The sequence below is a fragment of the Acinetobacter sp. YH12068_T genome (assembly GCF_024606005.1).
Classification (GTDB): domain Bacteria; phylum Pseudomonadota; class Gammaproteobacteria; order Pseudomonadales; family Moraxellaceae; genus Acinetobacter; species Acinetobacter amyesii.
The window spans coordinates 3009942-3029646 of sequence record NZ_CP094555.1 but is presented as its reverse complement, the minus strand read 5'-3'; the positions used below and the strand labels follow the sequence as shown (position 1 = coordinate 3029646).

At 41.0% G+C, this 19705-nt stretch carries 17 protein-coding genes and 1 pseudogene; 9 read left to right on the top strand and 9 right to left on the bottom strand.

Features of this window, described 5'->3' with window-relative positions; genetic code table 11:
- Positions 1-28: 28 nt before the first annotated feature.
- The 5 genes from MST18_RS14415 to fadB form a co-directional block, all read right to left on the bottom strand.
- On the bottom strand, positions 29-1135 hold the full coding sequence (locus MST18_RS14415) for a beta family protein (protein ID WP_180132766.1): 1107 nt from the start codon (positions 1133-1135) through the stop codon (positions 29-31).
- Positions 1136-1140: 5 nt separating this feature from the next.
- The gene (locus MST18_RS14410; RefSeq protein ID WP_180132765.1) at positions 1141-2349 is read right to left on the bottom strand and encodes an ImmA/IrrE family metallo-endopeptidase; all 1209 of its coding nucleotides are present in this window, start codon (positions 2347-2349) and stop codon (positions 1141-1143) included.
- Positions 2349-2471, bottom strand: a complete 123-nt coding sequence (locus MST18_RS16680; protein WP_373692670.1) for a hypothetical protein — start codon at positions 2469-2471, stop codon at positions 2349-2351. The genes MST18_RS14410 and MST18_RS16680 overlap by 1 nt, the downstream gene beginning before the upstream one ends.
- 266 nt (positions 2472-2737) lie before the next feature.
- On the bottom strand, positions 2738-3910 hold the full coding sequence (fadA, locus tag MST18_RS14405) for an acetyl-CoA C-acyltransferase FadA (RefSeq protein ID WP_180036233.1): 1173 nt from the start codon (positions 3908-3910) through the stop codon (positions 2738-2740).
- 12 nt (positions 3911-3922) lie between these two features.
- Positions 3923-6076 (bottom strand): fatty acid oxidation complex subunit alpha FadB, encoded by a 2154-nt coding sequence (fadB, locus tag MST18_RS14400; RefSeq protein WP_180024931.1) that lies wholly within the window; start codon positions 6074-6076, stop codon positions 3923-3925.
- A 471-nt stretch (positions 6077-6547) separates the two neighbouring features.
- Between fadB and lpxO the strand changes: the two genes are divergently transcribed.
- Positions 6548-7462, top strand: a complete 915-nt coding sequence (lpxO, locus tag MST18_RS14395) for a lipid A hydroxylase LpxO (RefSeq protein ID WP_078190472.1) — start codon at positions 6548-6550, stop codon at positions 7460-7462.
- 71 nt (positions 7463-7533) lie between these two features.
- On the opposite strand, the gene MST18_RS14390 is transcribed toward lpxO, so the two are convergent.
- Positions 7534-7830, bottom strand: a complete 297-nt coding sequence (locus MST18_RS14390) for a hypothetical protein (RefSeq protein WP_180132763.1) — start codon at positions 7828-7830, stop codon at positions 7534-7536.
- Between MST18_RS14390 and MST18_RS14385 the strand changes: the two genes are divergently transcribed.
- Complete coding sequence (locus tag MST18_RS14385) at positions 7829-8911, top strand: diguanylate cyclase domain-containing protein (RefSeq protein WP_180132762.1); 1083 nt, start codon at positions 7829-7831, stop codon at positions 8909-8911. The two genes, MST18_RS14390 and MST18_RS14385, sit on opposite strands and share 2 nt — an antisense overlap.
- Before the next feature lie 181 nt (positions 8912-9092).
- Entirely contained in the window at positions 9093-9506 is a 414-nt protein-coding gene (locus MST18_RS14380; protein WP_180042072.1) for a PH domain-containing protein, read from the top strand.
- 53 nt (positions 9507-9559) lie between these two features.
- Here MST18_RS14380 and MST18_RS14375 read toward each other — a convergent pair whose 3' ends face one another.
- Positions 9560-10606 (bottom strand): AAA family ATPase, encoded by a 1047-nt coding sequence (locus tag MST18_RS14375; RefSeq protein ID WP_180132761.1) that lies wholly within the window; start codon positions 10604-10606, stop codon positions 9560-9562.
- Positions 10607-10784: 178 nt separating this feature from the next.
- Here MST18_RS14375 and uvrC point away from each other — a divergent pair, with 178 nt between their 5' ends.
- The 3 genes from uvrC to pgsA all read left to right on the top strand — a co-directional run bounded on the left by uvrC (position 10785) and on the right by pgsA (position 14207).
- Positions 10785-12584: an excinuclease ABC subunit UvrC gene (gene uvrC, locus MST18_RS14370; RefSeq protein WP_180132760.1), complete on the top strand. Its 1800-nt coding sequence runs from the start codon at positions 10785-10787 to the stop codon at positions 12582-12584.
- 136 nt (positions 12585-12720) lie between these two features.
- A complete protein-coding gene (locus tag MST18_RS14365; protein ID WP_180132854.1) occupies positions 12721-13515 on the top strand; it encodes a thioesterase family protein in 795 nt (264 codons plus the stop codon).
- Positions 13516-13619: 104 nt separating this feature from the next.
- Entirely contained in the window at positions 13620-14207 is a 588-nt protein-coding gene (gene pgsA, locus MST18_RS14360) for a CDP-diacylglycerol--glycerol-3-phosphate 3-phosphatidyltransferase (RefSeq protein WP_078190467.1), read from the top strand.
- Between the two features lie 817 nt (positions 14208-15024).
- Here pgsA and MST18_RS14355 read toward each other — a convergent pair.
- The gene (locus tag MST18_RS14355; protein WP_078190466.1) at positions 15025-15294 is read right to left on the bottom strand and encodes an oxidative damage protection protein; all 270 of its coding nucleotides are present in this window, start codon (positions 15292-15294) and stop codon (positions 15025-15027) included.
- 27 nt (positions 15295-15321) lie between these two features.
- Complete coding sequence (gene argH / locus MST18_RS14350; protein WP_180036141.1) at positions 15322-16752, bottom strand: argininosuccinate lyase; 1431 nt, start codon at positions 16750-16752, stop codon at positions 15322-15324.
- Here argH and MST18_RS14345 point away from each other — a divergent pair.
- The 3 genes and pseudogenes from MST18_RS14345 to hemC all read left to right on the top strand — a co-directional run bounded on the left by MST18_RS14345 (position 16743) and on the right by hemC (position 19703).
- A pseudogene (locus MST18_RS14345) lies at positions 16743-17896 on the top strand (sensor histidine kinase). The gene argH and the pseudogene MST18_RS14345 overlap by 10 nt on opposite strands.
- Before the next feature lie 53 nt (positions 17897-17949).
- The gene (locus tag MST18_RS14340) at positions 17950-18690 is read left to right on the top strand and encodes a LytTR family DNA-binding domain-containing protein (protein ID WP_078190465.1); all 741 of its coding nucleotides are present in this window, start codon (positions 17950-17952) and stop codon (positions 18688-18690) included.
- Positions 18691-18785: 95 nt separating this feature from the next.
- A complete protein-coding gene (gene hemC, locus MST18_RS14335) occupies positions 18786-19703 on the top strand; it encodes a hydroxymethylbilane synthase (RefSeq protein ID WP_078193127.1) in 918 nt (305 codons plus the stop codon).
- Positions 19704-19705: the final 2 nt, after the last annotated feature.

Sequence of the window (19705 nt, the reverse complement as noted above, 5' to 3'; positions counted from 1 at the left end):
TACATCTCATTCTTAATTTAAATAGGTACTATACAAATATTTTGTGATTAATTTCTTCAAGAACATGTTGAATATGACGATTTGTATCAATTGTTATCCAAGTTTCATGATTTCCTGAAGTGCGTTCTCGGTTACTTGCTTTCTTGATCTCATTATCAGCCCAGCTATATGGATCATCTTCAAAATATGAAGAATTAGCTATTTTCGTTGCTAAGATGTGCATTTGTGAGAAGTTATGATCAATTCCAATTTTATGTCCTCTCGCAATATAGTAGTGATTTTCTGTGGTATAGCGGATTTTACCATTTGCATTATCACCAGCAGGAACACTTTCTTTCCCACTAGGTGCTTTAACCCCATAGTCACTGTATTTAAAAGAAATTTGAGGGAATACGGTTGTTAAATTCTGCCAAATTAGAGATTCTTTTCTCAACCATAGGCCACAACTATCAGGTTCATCTACTGCTTTATCAATTGTTTCAGGAATACTTGAGCCGCTAATAACAATAGAAAGAGGATTTAAGCTACTAAGAATCTCTGTGATTCTTTCAGTCATACCAATTAAATCTGGAAGTGATTTTTTGACGACACTTTTTAAGTCCACAAGAAGTAAGCAATTTTCAGCATTTGTTTTTAAACCATGAAAGATATGTTCAATTTGTTCTAAGAAATAATCAGGTTCGTCACAATCATCTAAAGCTTCACCATCTAAGCGAATAATGAAATAAGGAGCATTATCAAACTCCATCTTTGAGATCGTGGTTCGGTAGGTAGAATCAATGCTATTGAACCAACGATCATACCCAATTACAGGTATTAAATTAATTTTTTGTTGCTTTAAAGATTGATATGCATATTCATAAACGTGTCTGCTATTTTCTAAAATTTGATCAGTTATGCTGTAGTAATAAGTATCTATAGCTAATGAAGAAATTTCAGTTTTTTTAACTAAGTTAGTTAAAGCTGTAACTTTTTTATCAATAAATAGTTCTTTTGAAGTTTTGTCCCAATCCCCTACAGGAATCTCAAAAATTGGCATTAAATGTTTCAAATCTTCAACTTGAAGATGCGACAATGCATTGAATTCACCACGTTTAGCTGGAAAAATTGGAAAATATGTGTGTAGGGGATTCATTTAAGTTACTCCATATGAGTTAATTCCGCAGTAAAAAATTTTTTCACTTCATTTTGTCCTAAAAGATCATTAAAGATTGTGTAATCATTTAGTTCACTTCTTAGACGCCCTGCAATAATTGCAGGATGAATTCTTAGTTCATTTGCCAAAGCGTAAATATTCTCTCGCTTTGGATTTAAGAAAGCATCGCTAGTTTTCCATATACCTCTAGGAATAAAGGCTTCTCTAGCTAATCGATTTGCTTCAGCTTCTTTCTGATCGGTAGAATTATGCTCAAGATCATCGACAAATGTATCGTTATAATCTAGATGCTTCATTACATGAGCCAATTCATGTAGTAGGGTAAACCAGAAGTTGTCTAACCTATCGTATCTTAGAGAAAGAGCAATAATAGGTTTTCCATCAGCATCTTTTAAGCAAGCGCCATCAACTCTTGTGCCTTTTAAATGTGGTTCGATGACAACAGAGATACCAGTTTTTTCAAGTTTTTTAATAGCTAGGATAGGGCCGTTTTCTAACCAACTTAATTGAGCAATTTCTCTTAAAAAATCTTTAGTAATAAGTTCTTTCTGAAATGGATAATTCTCTTCTTTCTTATGTCTACTTTTTTGAACAACTCTAGACAGCCAAGCATGTAATGCAAACTTTGTATTGGGTGAATATGCTTCACCATTAAGTGTGCGTTTATATGAGGTTGAGGCAAAGTTCAAACCACTGCTAGCTAAATATGCACTGAGTGTTTCTGCAATTTTTTCCTTACTCGGAATCTTAATCCATCCTCTGTTTTCCATCTCTTTAATCGGAAATTTCTTCCAATCAATTTCAGAATCAGAAGAACCTCTTGCTTGAGTAGGAGCTATTAAGGTTTCAACAGGTATATTTAAACCTATTGAAATAGCCCTTATCATTTCCACTGTGAGTTTTCGTTTTCCATTTAAAACTTCTGAAACACGACTAGTCGTACCAAAATAGGGGGCTAAATCAGCTTGTTTGAGATTTAATTCCTTCATACGAAAAATGATCGCATCAATCGGATCAGGAATATCTAATTGAAAGTGTCTGGTTTCATAATCTTGAACGAGTAAACATAGTAAGTCTAAGCGATCTTTGGCAGCTTGATCTTTAGATGTATCTACATCCATTAAAGCTTCAACCTGCTCTAAGTAAGCTCTGTATTGCTCTTCTGTACGGATGACCTTAATCTCAGTAGACATTAATCTGAACTCTTAACTTCTTTAATAACAACAATTTCATTGGAAAGGCATATTTTAAGAATCAAATATAGATTCGTATCTACGATCGAGATTCTGTAAAGCTTATCTTGGACATGCTCCATACGAGGATACATTTTGAAAATATCTTCTGGTCTGCGCCATGAAGCCTGTAAAACTTCATTTTCAAAAATAGAAATCCACTTGAGTGCTATTTCGGATAAATGGCTTCTATTTGCTTTCCCCAGTAATCTCATAAAGCTCTTAAAATAAAAATTCCCAATTTGGGAATACTTTAACTTATAATTCCCAAATTGGGAATAGTTTTTAAAATTAATAAAAAAACCCCGCAATAAGCGGGGTTTCTTTTATCTCAGTATTTAATTAAAAATTAAACACGTTCGATAATGGTCGCGATACCTTGACCCAAACCGATACACATAGTCGCAAGACCGATTTGCGTATCTTGCTGTTCCATTACGTTCAACAATGTTGTTGTGATACGCGCACCAGAACAACCCAATGGGTGACCCAGTGCAATCGCACCACCGTTCAAGTTTACACGGTCTTGTTGGTCATAAATGCCTAAGCCTTTAAGAACAGACAAACCTTGCGCAGCGAACGCTTCATTCAATTCAAACGTTTGGATGTCAGCAATTGACAAGCCAGCACGTTTAAGCGCTTTTTGAGTTGCTGGTACAGGACCATAACCCATGATCGCAGCATCACAGCCTGCAACCGCCATAGAACGAATCACAGCACGTGGCTTAAGACCTAAAGCTTGAGCACGTTCAGCAGACATCAGCAACATTGCAGAAGCACCATCAGACAAAGCTGAAGATGTTGCAGCAGTTACTGTACCGCCTTTCGGATCGAATACTGGACGTAAAGCTTGGAATGCTTCAAGGTTTGCATCAGGACGAATCACTTCATCGATATCGCACAGAATTTTGAAGCCATTCGCATCGTGACCTTCAACGCCCACGATTTCATTTTTGAAACGACCTTCTTGTGTTGCAGCCCAAGCACGGCGATGAGATTCCACACCAAACGCATCTTGTTCTTCACGCGAAATACCGTTCATACGACCTAACATTTCAGCCGTTAAGCCCATCATGTTAGATGCTTTTGCATAGTGCTTAGACGCTTCAGGGTTGATGTCGATGCCGTGCATCATGCCAACGTGACCCATGTGCTCTACACCACCAATGATGAAGATATCACCTTGGTTGGTTGCAATTTGCGCAGCCGCTGTGTGGATTGCTTGCATAGAAGAACCACAAAGACGGTTCACTGTTTGACCTGCAACAGTCTTTGGAAGATCAGCCAATAACGCAATGTTACGACCAATGTTCATACCTTGCTCTAGGGTTTGGTTTACACAGCCCCAGATTACGTCTTCAACTTCATTGGTATCAAACTGGTTACGAGCAACAAGCGCGCGTACTAATTCAGCAGATAAGCTGTCAGCACGTACGTTACGGAACATACCATTTTTGGTTTTACCCATTGCTGAACGTACGCCATCAACGATGACAACGTCACGTGGATTTAAAGTAGCCATTCACGTTGCTCCTTAACCGTAGAATTTTTTGTTGTTTGCAGCCATGTCACGCAACATTTGTGGCGCTTCATAAGCCTTACCTAAATACGCATATTTGTCGCAAAGCGCTACGTATTCAGCGACACCTGTTTGGTCGATGTAACGGCATGGACCACCACGGAATGGAGGGAAACCTACACCCATGATCATCGCCATATCTGCTTCAGCAGCCGTTGCAACGATGTTGTCTTCTAGGCAACGAACAGTTTCGTTACAGAACGTCAGCATCATACGGTCAATGATTTCTTGAGCATCAAATTCACGTTTTTCCGCAGTTGCAACAGAAGCCACAAGTTCGTAAGCCACTGGATCAACCACTTTGGCTTTCTTACCTTTACGGTCAAGTTCGTATTTGTAGAAACCAACGTCATTCTTTTGACCCAAACGTTTTGCTTCATACATCGTTTGAATTGAACCTTTGAAGTCAGGCTTCATACGGTCAGGGAAACCTTCCGCCATTACTTCTGCACCGTGTACGCCTGTGTCGATACCCACAACGTCGATGAGGTAAGCAGGACCCATTGGCCAGCCGAATTTTTCCATCACTTTATCAACTTGCTGGAAGTCAGCACCGTCTTTCAGTAGAAGGTCAAATGCACCAAAGTAAGGGAACAATACGCGGTTCACCAAGAAGCCCGGGCAGTCATTGACAACGATTGGGGTTTTACCCATTTTCTGAGCAAGAACCACAGTCGTTGCGATTGCCTCAGCAGATGTTTTCTCACCACGGATCACTTCAACCAATGGCATCATGTGAACTGGGTTAAAGAAGTGCATACCTACGAAGTTTTCAGGACGCTCTAGGTTTTCAGCCAAACGTGTGATTGAAATGGTTGATGTGTTAGACGCAATGATCGTGTTTTCACGAACATTCTTCTCAGTTTCAGCAAGTACGATACCCTTAACTTTAGGGTTCTCTGTAACTGCTTCAATCACGATGTCCACTTCTTTAAACTCGTCATAGCTTAAAGTCGGACGGATGCGCGCAAGAGTTTCACCCATTTTCGCCGCAGTCATTTTTTTGCGATCAACTTGTTTAGTCAACAATTTGTTCGCTTCAGACATACCTAACGCCAATTGTGGGTTACCAATGTCTTTCATGATGATTGGTGTGCCTTTGCTTGCCGCTTGGTAAGCAATACCACCACCCATGATACCTGCGCCTAGTACAGCAGCTTGGTTGACAGGGTGAGCACCTTTTTCATATTTCTTCGAAGTTTTCTTCACAATTTGGTCGTTAAGGAATAAACCAATTAACGCACCTGCTTGTGGAGTCACAGCCGCTTTAGCAAAACCTTGCGCTTCGATTTTCAATGCTTCATCACGTGGAAGGCTTGCACCTGCTTGTAATGAGTCTAGAAGAAGTTTTGGCGCTGGGTATTGAGCAGGATTTGCTTTTGCAAGAACTGCACCTTTCGCTGTATTGAATGCCATCATTTGTTCAAGCATGTTCAATTTAACAGGATCTAATTTTTCTTGACGTTTTGCTTTCCAGTCTACACGGCCAGCAATCGCTTGTTTCACAAGGTCAATTGCAGCGTCTTGTAGTTTGTCTGCAGCAACAACTGCATCAACAGCACCGTCTTTGAGCGCAGCAGCCGGCTTTTTCGGTGCAGCCATTGCCATCCATTCAACCGCATTGTCGATACCAATCACGCGGCTTAAGCGAACCGTGCCACCAAAACCAGGGTAGATACCCAGTTTGATTTCTGGAAGGCCAACTTGTGCAGCATCTGACATCACACGATAGTCACACACTAAGCACATTTCAAAACCGCCGCCCAATGCCATACCATTGATTGCAGCAACTTTAGGAACGTTTAGATCTTCAAACGCATTGAAGATGTCGTGAACAGGCAATGCCCAATCCACAATCGCTTGTTCGCCTTGAGCGAAGTTGTCACCGAATTCAGTGATATCTGCACCCACGATAAATGTAGATTTACCTGAAGTAACGATTAAACCTTTGATGTCACCGTTTGCTTTAACAGCGTCAATTGCAGCTTTAAAATCTTCAATTGTTGCGCGGTTAAATTTGTTGACCGACTCACCTTGTAAGTCAAAGCGGAATTCTGCAATTCCGTCCGAAAGCATTTGGACGGTAATGGCATTGCCAGCGTGGATCATGCCTGATCTCCTTTATTTTGGAGGACTTCTAAGTTGATGTTGTGAAGCGAGTACGCGGTTCCTGCGTACACTTTATGCCTCGCTAATCTTACGATAACTATATCTAAAAAGAACATAACAAGTTGTATCAAGCCGTGACGCTAGGGTCATCAAAATTTCTTTTGGAAATAGCCTTTGGATCTGCCTTTAATCGCTATCGCTCTAATTAAATATGTTGAAGCTTATGTTTCAGTTCACATTTTTTTATTAATGTAAGCTATAGATTGAGATGTAAAAGAAAAATTCAAGAAAAAAGCAAGTGTATTTTTCGGCAGAATGGTCAATTCACTTTTAACATTGTCATCCATCTTTGCTGAGACACAGTGTTCTATGCTGCTTATTTAGGCATCACTGAGCACTATGCTATACTCGCCGCGTTCTCAAAAGTTAATTTTTCATTAAGCACAATGCTTATTAGCACCAGGTCCTCATATGATTAAGTGGATTATCCTGGCGGTCTTTGTCATTTCTGCGTTTTATATTCAGCAACGCGGTAAAGTCCGTCATTCATTTTATCGTCAGTTTTTTGATCATTCGACATTGCTCGCACCGATCAATTTTCTCATGTACATGTTTTCAAAAGTGCCGAGTCAACCCTATATCGACACACAGCATTTTAAAGATTTAAAAGTCTTAGATGAAAACTGGGAAATGATTCGTGATGAAGCCAAGGCCTTGTATGAAAAAGGGGGCATCAAAGCATCGAGTACTTATGATGATCTTGGATTTAACTCGTTCTTTAAAACCGGTTGGAAACGCTTTTATTTAAAATGGTATGACTCAGCTCATCCTTCGGCTGCTGAGCTTTGCCCAAAAACTACGGCCTTGTTAAAAAATTTACCCACTATTAAAGCCGCGATGTTTACCGAGTTGGCGCCCGACAGTCGTTTAGTCCGTCATCGAGATCCCTATGCTGGTTCATTGCGTTATCACTTGGGCTTACTGACGCCCAATGATGACCGTTGTTTTATTGATGTCGATGGTCAGCGGTACTCATGGCGTGACGGCGAGAGTGTGGTGTTTGATGAAACCTATATTCACTATGCTGAAAATAAAACGGATCAGAACCGGATCATTTTCTTTGCAGACGTTGAACGGCCATTAAAGTCGAAGTGGATGGAAGCTTTTAACCATTGGTTTGGTAAAAATGTCATGACTGCTGCAAGTTCACCGAATGAAAGCGGTGATAAAACAGGTGGTTTAAATAAAGTATTTGGCTATGTCTATCAAATTCGCATAAAAGCCAAAGCCTTGAAAAAAACCAATCGTTCACTGTATTACTTTTTAAAGTGGTTCCTGATGTTGGGGCTGTTTTTCCTGATTTTTGTACGTCCATATTTATTTTAAAAGTGGAATAAATATTGAAAAAATGCGCCCTTAGGGGCGTTTTTTTATGCTGACAGTCAGCGAAATATCAGTTATCGTGCAAGCAGAATAAAAATAATCATGCAGAGCAAATCAGCCAAAAGCAGAAATAGCGTTAGCCAGAATAAGCCAGAAAAAATGAGCCAATAGACGAGAAATATGATGTTGACGTCCAAACTTAAGCCCATGCCAAACCATTGAGCTGAAAGAAAAGTGTCATCATCAATGATAGCCAAAACCCAAGGGTGAAAACGGTGGAAGCTTTGCATGCAGGCATGAAGACCTACTGCATAGAAACCCTGTGTAAACGCCTGAAGGGATTGATTTGGCGGGAAGGGTATCCGATTCATGAAAGCAACCAACCAAACATTGATGCATCAAATGCATATTTCGATGCAAGATATAGAACGACGTAAACAGTTGCTTGGCTTGACTGATTTAGAGCTGGCGGAACTGGCTTCGATTGGTGGAATTGTGGCGCCAATACTCGACAGTATGGTCGATGAATTTTATGAAAATCAGACCTCAATTCCAGAAATTGCAACATTGATTGGGGATCTTGATACCTTGAAGCGTTTGCAACGCGCGCAGCACCAGTATTTATTGGACTTATTTTCCGGGCGCTATGACAGCGCTTATGTGAATAACCGTTTACGGATTGGTTTGGTTCATAAGCGCATAGGTGTAGAGCCGAAGTTGTATCTCTCTGCGGTGCATACCCTAAAGACCATGTTGTTTCGCTTAATTCAGCGTACCTTTAATGATACGGAACAATATCAGCGGATTATTAACACCTTGGAAAAGCTCTTTATGTTCGACACCACATTGGTGGTGGAAACCTATGTGTGGAGTTTGATTAATGAGGTGAAGATCTCCCGTGAAAAAATGGAACAGTATGCGCATGCGCTAGAGTTTCGTGCACAAGAAATGGAAGAACTTTCACAGCGCGATCCATTAACAGGACTGTTAAATGTCCGGCATTTATCGACCTTATTGACCAGTATTTTATATACTGCACAGCGTAATCATGAACCTGTGACAGTGGTGTTTATTGATATCAATGATTTTAAAAAGATCAATGATGAACAAGGACATCCACGTGGAGATCAGGTACTACAAACGGTTGCTGCGGCCATAAAGTCTGTTGCACGTTTAGGTGATCATTGCTTCCGTTATGGCGGAGACGAATTTTGTTTGGTCTTGCCGGGATGTAGTGAAAAGCATGTGGAAGCGAGTTTTATCCCGCGTTTATTAGAAGCGGTGGCTGAAATGGAAGCAAGCTTAAGTTTAAGTATTGGGCTGTGTCAAACAGACTATCAGCAAGGCTATATAGATGCGATGAGTTTGGTACAACAAGCCGATGCTAAAATGTATCAAGAGAAAAAGAATTATAAACGTTTGCAGGAACAACCTATATCGAAAGAAGCGTGATTCGAGCGTAAAGAACGCCAAAAATGACAATTGATGAATAGCGGTACTTGAGCGAAATGGTTCTCCATATTCTTGAAAATAATGTGATAAATACGCTTATTTCCTGCAAAAATAAAAGCTGAAATAGCAGATGCATCCTGCAAAATCTTGTATAGAATAAAAGCAGTTGATGGGGGATAAGATGCAAGTTTTTCGTTCAAAAAAAGATTGGTGGGTGGTGGCGTTTATTGTTTGTATGAGCGGTTTACTCATTCAATTATTACTCACCATGCAAGCCAAAGGCACGATGCAGCAATATCCTCTTCATACCGCGGTGTATATTTTAACGGTATTACTGCTGTGGTGGCCAATATTCAATACACGTTATCAAATTTCCGCTACAGAATTAAACGTCCGTAGCATGTTTCTACGTTGGCAAATTCCTTTGCAGGATATCCAACGCATCAGTGCAAGTCAGGATTTGTCTGCGGCACCTGCGCTTTCCATTAAACGTTTAAAAATTGAATATCTTCGAGATGGCAAAACCAAATTTGTCATGGTTTCACCGAAAGATCCGCAAGCTTTTGCTAAAGCGATTGGTGTTCCAATCCAATAAATATAAGAATGCTGAATAAAGGTATGTGAGCATGCCTTTTAAAGACCAGTAAATTATTTAATAATAACCAATTGTCCAAGTTGTGCATCTAGGTGTATTTTAGTTTGTTCGGGATGATTCAAAAAATACACCGCCAAAATAGGTTCAAGTTCAACCCGTATTTTTCGTGCTAAATGTCGTGCGCCATAACGAATATCATGGTTCTGATAAAAATGTCCTTTGGCTGCATCTGTGAGTTTGATACTGCGTTTTTGATGTTGTAGGCGTTGATTAAGTTTTTCCAGTTCAATCTCCACCAAACGGGGCAAGGCATCATCTTGAACGGGTTGATATTGCAATACACGATCAATACGGTTAATAAATTCAGGGTCGAATTTACGTTGCATGACTTTTTCAATAATGCTGCTGACCGGCACGCGCTTGAGACAAACCTTTTGTATTTTTTCGGGCAAAAAATTTAACTTATCTAGATATTGCTGTGCCGCTTGTGCACCGACATTGCTGGTCATAAAGATCATACAATTACGAAAGTCGATGGTTTTTGTACCTGAGGTTAGGGTTAATTTTCCGCTATCTAGGACATTCATTAAGCCGCGAAGCACTTCGGTTGACGCTTTTTCCAGTTCATCAAAAAGCACGATACCCGGACGGGTATGACTACCTGCAATGGCAACTTCATCAAATAAACTATGGCCTTCTTTAGAACCGACATAGCCCGGAGGCGCACCAGTAATGGCAGCCGCATAATGTTCCTGTGCGAGCGTGTTCATATCAATACGGCAAAAGGCATCAGGTCGGCCATAAATCACTTCACTGATTAAACGCACAGTTTCGGTTTTACCAACACCTGTCGGTCCAAGCATTAAGGTTACGGAGAGCGGTCGTTCAGGACTGGAAAAATCAGCCTTGACCACATGCAGCATTTTTTCAATTTCGTCTAATGCTGCTTCTTGTCCAATGATCCGTTGCTTTAGGCGTTGCATAACGTCATGCGGTTCAAAATGAAAACGCGGCTTACCCATCAAACGGTTTTTTTCAGCAGTGCTATGCGTCGAAGTTGTCGGGTGTATGACATGGATGGCGGGATTGGCGTTCGTCATGCATCATGTTCCTAAAGCGTGATGTTTTGAGCATAGCAAATTTAGAATTTTGCATTAATAGCTTTTAGCAATCAGATCATTGCTATGAGCAACAATAAATTTGCGGGATTGCTTGAAAATGTAGGTAAAAGCATCACATCATGTCAAAGAGCAATATCGAAGACGGAACAAGGCAAAAGTGAACGAAAACGCACGCGAACATATTGAAAAAATTCTTGCCAATATGACGACTCTACCCGGTGTTTACCGCATGCTGGGTAAAGACGGTGAGTTGCTGTATGTGGGTAAAGCAAAGAATTTAAAAAATCGTGTGTCGAGTTATTTTGTGAAAACCATTGAGCATCCCAAGACACAAGCCTTGGTCGCCCGTATTTATGATATTGAAACCTTGGTGGTGCGTTCTGAAACGGAAGCCCTATTGCTCGAACAAAACCTGATTAAGCTGCATCGTCCACCGTATAACATCATGCTGCGTGATGATAAGTCTTATGTTTATATTTTTATCTCTGCCGATAAACCCTATCCACGAATTGCCGCAGGACGTGGGAAAGGTAAGCATCAAGCTGGTAAGTTTTTTGGGCCTTATCCGAGTGCTTATAACGCGCGTGATACTTTGGTGGTGCTGCAAAAATTGTTTAATGTGCGTCAGTGTGAAAATAGCTATTTTTCACAGCGCAAACGACCATGCCTGCAATACCAAATTAAACGCTGTTCCGCGCCTTGTGTGGGTTTGATCTCACCCGAAGATTACAAAGAAGATGTCAATAACTCGATTCGGTTTTTACAAGGCGACACTAAAGAGCTTAATCAAGAGCTGATTGGGAAAATGGAAGCTGCGGCCGAAGCACTCGAGTTTGAAAAGGCGGTGTTTTATCGTGATCGTATGGCGCTGCTGCGTGATGTGCAAACTCAGCAAGCGATTTATAAAGTCAAAGGCGAGGCAGATATCATTGCCATTGCTTATCAAGCTGGTGTGACCTGTGTGCAAATCATGCATGTGCGCAATGGCAAAATGCTCGGCGGAAAGAGTTATTTCCCTGATATGCAGGGTGATGATCTAGGTCAAATGCTCTCGGACTTCATTGCTAATTTTTACTTTCAGGTGGCAGACGAAATCCCTGCGGAACTCATCATCAATGTCGATATTCCAGATCGCAAAGACATGGAAGATGCACTACATCAGCACTTTGATAAAAAAATTCAAATCAAACATAAAGTGCGTGAAACCCGTGCCGAATGGCAAGAGCTTGCACAAATGAATGTGCAGCACGCCATTAAAGGTAAATTGGCCGATCATTTTGAATTGAATGAGCGCTTTCATCAGTTAGAGCAAGTCGTTGGGCGGCCGATTGACAGTATTGAGTGTTTTGATATTTCTCACACTATGGGTGAGGCAACTATCGCGTCTTGTGTGGTCTTTGATGCTGGCGGTGCAAGAAAGCGCGACTATCGCCAATTTTCCATCAATGACATTACCGAAGGCGATGATTATGCTGCCATGCGTCAAGCACTGACCCGCCGCTATAAAAAGCATATGCTGCCCGATTTGCTATTAATTGACGGGGGTAAAGGTCAATTACACATGGCGATGGAAGTCATGCAAGAACTCGAGCTTGATGCCTTTATGGTCGGGGTGTCCAAAGGTGAGGGGCGTAAACCAGGTCTGGAAACCTTGCACTTTACCGATGGTGAAAAAATTCAATTGCCCGAAGACCATAAAGCCCTGCATTTGATTCAACAGGTTCGTGATGAAGCCCACCGATTTGCCATAACCAAACACCGAGCGAAAAGAGATAAAAAGCGCGGCTCATCGGTACTTGAGGTGATTCCGGGCTTAGGGCCAAAACGTCGTCGGGATCTTTTGACCCATTTTGGTGGCATTCAAGGGGTGTTGAAGGCTTCTGAAAATGATTTAAAACTAGTGCCGGGCTTAGGCGATGTGATGGCTCGCACCATTTATAAAATTCTGCATGAATAGAGCGAACTAGCCCCAATCGATGACGGGTCAATTCTGAATTTGCCAAAATGCTCATTGACGCATGAGTCACTAATCATTCACATCATTCGATTTTTATACAATGATATAAAAATCAAAAAAATGATCAGGGATGATGATGTCACTCGCACAGTTGTATCAACATATTGAACACAATGAATGGGTTGAGATTCCAGAAGGATGGTTGCAAGGACGTACGATCTATGGCGGCTTAGTGGCTGGCATTATGATGCACAAAGCCGTTGCCACCATTGCAGATCCGCAGCGACGTTTACTCAGTTGTAATGTGACCTTTGTTGGGCCAGTACAATTGGCGCCCGTGCGTTTAAGTGCTGAAATTTTAAGACAGGGCAAATCCGTCACCACTATCGAAGTTCGACTTTGGCAAGATGATGCCGTACAAAGCATTTTATTGGCGAGCTTTGGTGTTCCACGTGAATCAAGCATTGCCGTCAATCAGGAGCGTCAAGCACCCGATTTTCCTGAAGTGAGAAGCTTAAAGATTGCCGAACATCATCCACTTGCACCTCAGTGCTTTCAGCAAATGGATTTGGCCTGGGTAGATGGGCAGTATCCGTGTACTGCAAGCAAAAAGCCTGACTTTAGTGGTTGGATGCGTTTTAACCCAGAACGTCATGATAACCGTAAGATGACTGTTGCTGACCTAATGGTCTCGATGGATATGTGGCCGCCCGGTGTACTGCCTATGTACAAAACCATGGCACCTGCGAGTTCTTTAACGTGGACATTGACCTATGTACATCCCTTGCAATCAAACTTACATAATTGGTTTAAATATAAAGTATTTACCGATTATGCAGCGGATGGATACGCTACAGAATATGCTCATTTATGGGATGAAAATAACCAGTTGATAGCGATTGCGCGACAGACTGTTACGGTGTTTGCCTAGTGACACTGAGGGGCATTTCGTATAAAGTGAGTGCAACTAACGATGGATAAATCCTCAAATTATTTTGCATTTTCATCGTGCATGAGGGGAAAACTGGGGTGTCTATGACAACAGGTCGAATCCTGAATATTCCTAATATTTTAACATTGGCACGAATTGCTTTAATTCCTGTGTTTTTGTTGGTGGCGTACTGGCCACCTGCAATGGGCGTGGGTGAGCATGCTGCAAGCATGTCACGTCATATATTGCTGACTGCTATTTTTGTGATCGCAGCTGTCACTGACTGGTTTGATGGCTACCTTGCAAGAAGTTTAAATCAGACTTCAGCATTTGGACGTTTTCTCGATCCTGTTGCAGATAAACTGATGGTCGCAACTGCGTTGATCGTCTTGGTGCAATGGCAACCGACCATTTCGATGGCCTTTGCAGCGATTGTAATTATTTCACGTGAAATCACGGTGTCTGCCCTACGTGAGTGGATGGCTGAATTAGGCGCGCGTACCAGTGTTGCGGTTTCAACCGTTGGTAAATATAAAACAGCATTTCAGATGATTGCGATTTCAGTGTTCTTGCTAAATTGGCAACCCCTAGAAATGTTGGCGTATGGATTGCTCTATACAGCCGTGGTTTTAACGTTATGGTCGATGTTTATATATTTGAAAGCCGCATGGCCGTATTTAAAGCAACCTTGATTTAAAGTAAGTTATTAAAAGCTCCGTGATCGGGGCTTTTTTATTGCCGAGTTTTTAGAAAAAATTGAGGGTTTGACTAGTTTGAACAGCGCTTCATTTGATTAGAGCTTGAAGTTAAATGTGAGACGTTGGCGCAAATTTTGGATAAAAAAATTCCCAGATTTTGGGGGAAATCTGGGAAGGAAAATCGGGGTTACTTATCGCTATTATGGAAGATGTTTCCATCTTCTTGATTGCTATTATAGGAAAGCAGATTTAGAAATACATGGAGTTTATTGTAGTGTAATGTTGTGTTTTATTGAGAAATGTATCACAAATTTACATTCAGAATTTTTGATACAAATTGGCCAATAACTTTGGTAGGTTTTGTTTGGATTTTAACGATAAAAATCGATATATGTAATGGAAAAAATACAATTAACATTATTTAAATAATAAGTTCATTTATTTAAGTTTAAATAAAATTGATCAATGGATAAAAGATTTTCCAGCAATGATGAAGATCATTTCTGAATGAAAGCTTACACAGACGTCATCTTGGTTTTGCGGAAATAGCAGTGCTCCGAAGCAAAAAAAGAGTCCTTTCAGACTTTATTTTGAAATTACGCACTTCGCTTGTCTTGCGTAATTTTTAGAGCAATAAAAAAGAATCCCCAAGATTGGAGATTCTTTTCAATTAAAGCCTACGCACAGCATAGCTGCTTGTCTTGCGGCGTGGCGGAGTATAAAAATAGGAGCCCCTTTGGGACTCCTTCATGACATTTGAAACTACGCGCTTCGCTTGTCTTGCGTAAAACTTAAAGCAACGCTTTAAGTTTTACTCAGGCTTTAGGCCTTCGGCTTTTTCTAAAGATTCATCATTGCTGAAGAATTTTTCACGTTGCTCTTCAAGGAACTTTTTCGCGTCAGCTTCAAACACGTTTAAACGTTTTTCATTGATCAACGTCGTTTGGTGTTTTAGCCATTCTTGCCAAGCTTGTTTAGATACCGTATCAAACAATTCTTGTCCCTTCGCACCCGGGAATGGTGCAAAGTCTAAACCTTCCATTTCAGCCTGATATTTACGGCAAAAAACTTGTCGAGACATATCAATACTCCATTTAACTTGAAAAAGTTATGCGTAAAGTTTTTCTAAACGTGCGTGTGCGCGTTCAATTGCTGCTTCAACTTGAGCAGGTGCAGTACCACCAATGTGGTTACGTGCATTGACAGATGCTTCAAGTGTTAATGCTTTTTCGAAGACATCGGCCTGAATCAAGTCAGAGAACTGTTGAAGTTGCTCAAGGGTTAATTCTGAAAGATCTTTGCCTTCTTGAACACCGAGAGCAACTGCTTTACCCACAATCTCATGTGCATCACGGAATGCCACGCCATTTTTAACGAGGTAGTCGGCAAGGTCAGTTGCAGTTGAGAAGCCACGCAGCGCTGCTTCACGCATTATGTCAATGTTTGGCACTAGTGCAGGGATCATGTCGGCAAATGCCATGAGTGAGCCACGAACAGTATCGATTGCATCGAATAGTGGTTCTTTATCTTCTTGGTTGTCTTTGTTGTATGCCAAAGGTTGACCTTTCATTAGGGTCAATAGGCTCATCAAGTCACCATATACACGGCCAGTTTTACCACGAATCAACTCAGGAACGTCTGGGTTTTTCTTTTGCGGCATGATTGAAGAGCCAGTGCAGAAACGGTCAGGAATGTTCACAAATTTGAACTGAGCCGATGTCCAAAGAATCATTTCTTCTGACATGCGTGATAAATGCATCATGATGAGTGATGCTGCAGCATTGAATTCAATACCAAAATCACGGTCAGATACAGCGTCCAAAGAGTTTTCAGCGACAGCTTCGAAACCTAGTAATTCTGCAGTGAATGCGCGGTCGATCGGGTAAGTTGTTCCTGCAAGTGCAGCAGAGCCTAAAGGTAGGCGATTTACACGTTTACGGCAGTCAATTAAACGTTCTGAGTCACGTACCAGCATTTCAAACCATGCCATTAAATGGTGACCAAAAGTCACTGGCTGTGCAGTTTGTAAATGCGTGAAGCCCGGCATGATGGTATTGGTATTTTTCGCCGCTAAGCCCAAAATACCTTTTTGTAATTTTTGCAATAATTCTAAAATCGCATCGATTTCGTCGCGAACATACAGACGGATATCGGTTGCAACTTGGTCATTACGACTACGACCGGTGTGTAGTTTTTTACCTGTAATACCGATACGTTGAGTCAAGCGTGACTCAATATTCATGTGCACATCTTCTAGGTCAATGCGCCATTCGAAGTTACCCGCTTCAATTTCTGCTTTAATGGTGTTTAAGCCATTAATAATATCGTCACGCTCTTGTTCAGTTAGAACGCCAACTTTTGCAAGCATGGTTGCATGTGCAATTGAACCTGCAATATCTTGTTTATAAAAGCGTTGGTCAAACTGTACAGATGCTGTAAATTCAGCAACAAAAGCGTCAGTAGCTTCGGAAAAACGACCGCCCCACATGCCTGAAGTTTGGGCTTGTGACGGATTTGAGGAATTAGAAGATGTGGTCATGTCGGCTCAATAAGATAAAAAGCATAGAACTGAGCAAGAGTATAGCAAATTCGAACCCAGTTGCCGAAGGGCAAGTTGATCAAACTTTTAGACAGGGTTTAGGTCTATGACAATTTCTGTATTTTCAGGAAAAATGGGCCGTTGGCACTATCTGTGGGAGCTTTTTCTTGCGGGCAATATTGTGGCGTTGGTCTTGGCTTTGGCACAAGCTCATTCGTGGCAAGCCTTAAGTGTTTCCAGTGTCATGCAGCATGTGTTGTTTATTAACTGGATTTTATTGGCATTTGCTGCATTTTCAGAGCTATTGCAGAGTAAGACGCGTGGTTTAAGCATGAAAATGCTCATGTTTAGCGGGTTTGTTTTATTGCAAGCTTTGGTGTTATTCACCACCATAACTTTAAATGTTTTGATCTATTTTGGTGAAAATTTCAGTTTAGCTGGTTTGAGTGCATACGTTTTAACTGCTGGTGTGGTTTTAAATCTGAGCTATGGGGTGTTGCTTGGGGCATTTTGTTTTCGATATTTATATTTAAGAGAACAGTGGGGTCGACAACATCATAGTGAATTAAACTCACGCATTCAGGTTATGCAAGCTCGGATTCATCCACATTTTTTATTTAATAGCTTAAACAATGTGATTAGCTTGATTGCGATTGACCCAGATAAAGCGGAGCAAATGCTACTGAATTTATCTCGATTGTTCCGTGCAAGTTTTCAAGAATTGAAGTTGGTAAGTCTCAAAGATGAGATCGATCTGTGTCAGCGTTATTTGGCCATTGAACAAATGCGTTTAGGTGATCGGCTTAAGGTGGAGTGGAAACTAGAAGGTATTGAACAATACGCTCAAGTACAAATTCCACTATTAACTTTACAACCTTTATTAGAAAATAGTATTTTTCATGGAGTTGAAAAGATTTTGACAAAGAGTACGATAAATATATTGATTGAAATATTACAAAATCAAATTAATATCGTTATTACAAATCCCTATACACAGGATACAATTAAATTACGTCAGGGGAATGGTATTGCCATCGAAAACGTGAAACAGCGACTTGAGGCATATTTTGGTCAGCATGTCACTTTTCAAACCTACGCAGGCGAGGGAATGTATACGACTGTGGTGCAATATCAATATAAATAGAAATCTCAGTTGACCAATAAAAATAAATGACGTTAACGAGATAAGGAGGAAAAATGGACATCCTAATCTGTGATGATGAGCCTCTAGCAGTAGAGCGATTGTCACGTTTAGTCACTCAACTTGGACATCAAGTGGTTGCGAAAGCTTCACATGGTCAACAAGCGATTGACTTGGCTCAAAGCCTCGAGCCTGATGTCATCTTACTAGATATACAAATGCCTGAAATGGATGGGTTGACTTGCGCGAAATTGTTGCGTGAATTAGACCCTATGCCCGCTATTATTTTTTGCACTGCATATGATCATCATGCACTTGATGCATTTAAATCGAATGCAGAGGGATATTTACTAAAACCGGTTATGCAACAGGAATTGCAGCAGGTTTTAGATCATTTAACTAAATTAACCCAAGCTCAATTGAGCACGATAAAACAAAAAGAAAATATGGACGAAATTAAAATCAGCCGCCATCAAATCGCGGCAAAGACCTATCGTGGTGTAGAGTTGGTACCTGTGGAAAATATTTACTATTTTCTTGCAGATCAGAAATATGTCACTGTTCGGCACAAAAATGGCAGCGTACTCATTGATGAAACGCTGAAAGATTTAGAGCATGAATTTGGTGATCGCTTTATACGCATTCATCGCAATGCCTTGGTGTCTGTCAGCTTTTTAGATGGTTTGGAAGTTGTAAGCTCAGGGCAATATCAGGTGCGTTGTCGAGATTTGGAAGAACGTTTGGCGGTCAGCCGTCGACATTTACCGAATTTGCGTGAGCGAATACAAAAATTATAGGGCAAGGGTCAAAGTACATTGCGAATTAAGCTTGCATTTTCAACTGAGCAAGTTAAGTTTAGAATAATAGCCCTATAGACTGTATTTTAAAATTTATGAATATCCTTAAGATCGCAACTCGACAAAGCCCGCTTGCACTTTGGCAGGCGGAACATATTCGTGCACGCTTAGAAGCACTTCATGCAAATTTGAAAGTTGAGTTGGTGACCTTTGTGACTCAAGGTGACAAGATTCTAGATACCCCTTTAGCCAAAATTGGGGGAAAAGGATTATTTGTAAAAGAATTAGAAGCGGCGTTGTTGGATGGTCGTGCAGACTTGGCAGTTCATTCGATGAAAGATGTGCCGATGGCATTGCCTGAAGGTTTAAGCTTGGCCGTGATTTGTGAGCGTGAAGATCCATTAGATGCTTTCGTTTCAAATACCTATAACAGTTTTGATGAGTTGCCACAAGGTGCGAAGGTTGGGACATCGAGCTTGCGCCGCAAATGCCAAATTTTAAAACAACGTCCAGACCTCGAGATTATTGATCTGCGTGGCAATGTGGGTACGCGTTTATCTAAACTCGATGCGGGCAACTATGATGCGATTATTTTGGCGAGTGCAGGGCTGAAGCGTTTGGGTTTAGCAGAGCGTATTCGTCATACTCTTGAGCCTGTTGTGAGTTTACCTGCAGTTGGACAAGGTGCATTGGGCCTAGAATGTCGTAGCCAAGATCAAACTGTATTGGATTTAATTTTGCCCTTAATGCATACAGAGACCAATGCCTGTGTACGCGCAGAACGTGCATTTAATGCATATCTAGAAGGTGGCTGCCAAGTACCGATTGCAGGTTATGCAACCTTAGAAAATGGTCAGATTCATTTGGAAGGTCGTGTCGGTAGTGTTGACGGTCAAACCTTGTTGAAAGCACAGCAAGTAGGTCTTCCTGAACAAGCTGAACAGCTCGGTGTCAAATTGGCACAAGACTTGTTAGCCCAAGGTGCAGGTGAAATTTTAAAGGCACTGTATTAATA

Excerpts from the sequence above, each read along its gene's own strand:
- MST18_RS14415 (WP_180132766.1), bottom strand. The coding sequence starts at position 1,135 with ATGAATCCCCTACACACATATTTTCCAATTTTTCCAGCTAAACGTGGT.
- MST18_RS14410 (WP_180132765.1), bottom strand. The coding sequence starts at position 2,349 with ATGTCTACTGAGATTAAGGTCATCCGTACAGAAGAGCAATACAGAGCT.
- MST18_RS16680 (WP_373692670.1), bottom strand. The coding sequence starts at position 2,471 with ATGGAGCATGTCCAAGATAAGCTTTACAGAATCTCGATCGTAGATACG.
- fadA (WP_180036233.1), bottom strand. The coding sequence starts at position 3,910 with ATGGCTACTTTAAATCCACGTGACGTTGTCATCGTTGATGGCGTACGT.
- fadB (WP_180024931.1), bottom strand. The coding sequence starts at position 6,076 with ATGATCCACGCTGGCAATGCCATTACCGTCCAAATGCTTTCGGACGGA.
- lpxO (WP_078190472.1), top strand. The coding sequence starts at position 6,548 with ATGATTAAGTGGATTATCCTGGCGGTCTTTGTCATTTCTGCGTTTTAT.
- MST18_RS14385 (WP_180132762.1), top strand. The coding sequence starts at position 7,829 with ATGAAAGCAACCAACCAAACATTGATGCATCAAATGCATATTTCGATG.
- MST18_RS14390 (WP_180132763.1), bottom strand. The coding sequence starts at position 7,830 with ATGAATCGGATACCCTTCCCGCCAAATCAATCCCTTCAGGCGTTTACA.
- MST18_RS14380 (WP_180042072.1), top strand. The coding sequence starts at position 9,093 with ATGCAAGTTTTTCGTTCAAAAAAAGATTGGTGGGTGGTGGCGTTTATT.
- MST18_RS14375 (WP_180132761.1), bottom strand. The coding sequence starts at position 10,606 with ATGACGAACGCCAATCCCGCCATCCATGTCATACACCCGACAACTTCG.
- MST18_RS14365 (WP_180132854.1), top strand. The coding sequence starts at position 12,721 with ATGTCACTCGCACAGTTGTATCAACATATTGAACACAATGAATGGGTT.
- pgsA (WP_078190467.1), top strand. The coding sequence starts at position 13,620 with ATGACAACAGGTCGAATCCTGAATATTCCTAATATTTTAACATTGGCA.
- MST18_RS14355 (WP_078190466.1), bottom strand. The coding sequence starts at position 15,294 with ATGTCTCGACAAGTTTTTTGCCGTAAATATCAGGCTGAAATGGAAGGT.
- argH (WP_180036141.1), bottom strand. The coding sequence starts at position 16,752 with ATGACCACATCTTCTAATTCCTCAAATCCGTCACAAGCCCAAACTTCA.
- MST18_RS14340 (WP_078190465.1), top strand. The coding sequence starts at position 17,950 with ATGGACATCCTAATCTGTGATGATGAGCCTCTAGCAGTAGAGCGATTG.
- hemC (WP_078193127.1), top strand. The coding sequence starts at position 18,786 with ATGAATATCCTTAAGATCGCAACTCGACAAAGCCCGCTTGCACTTTGG.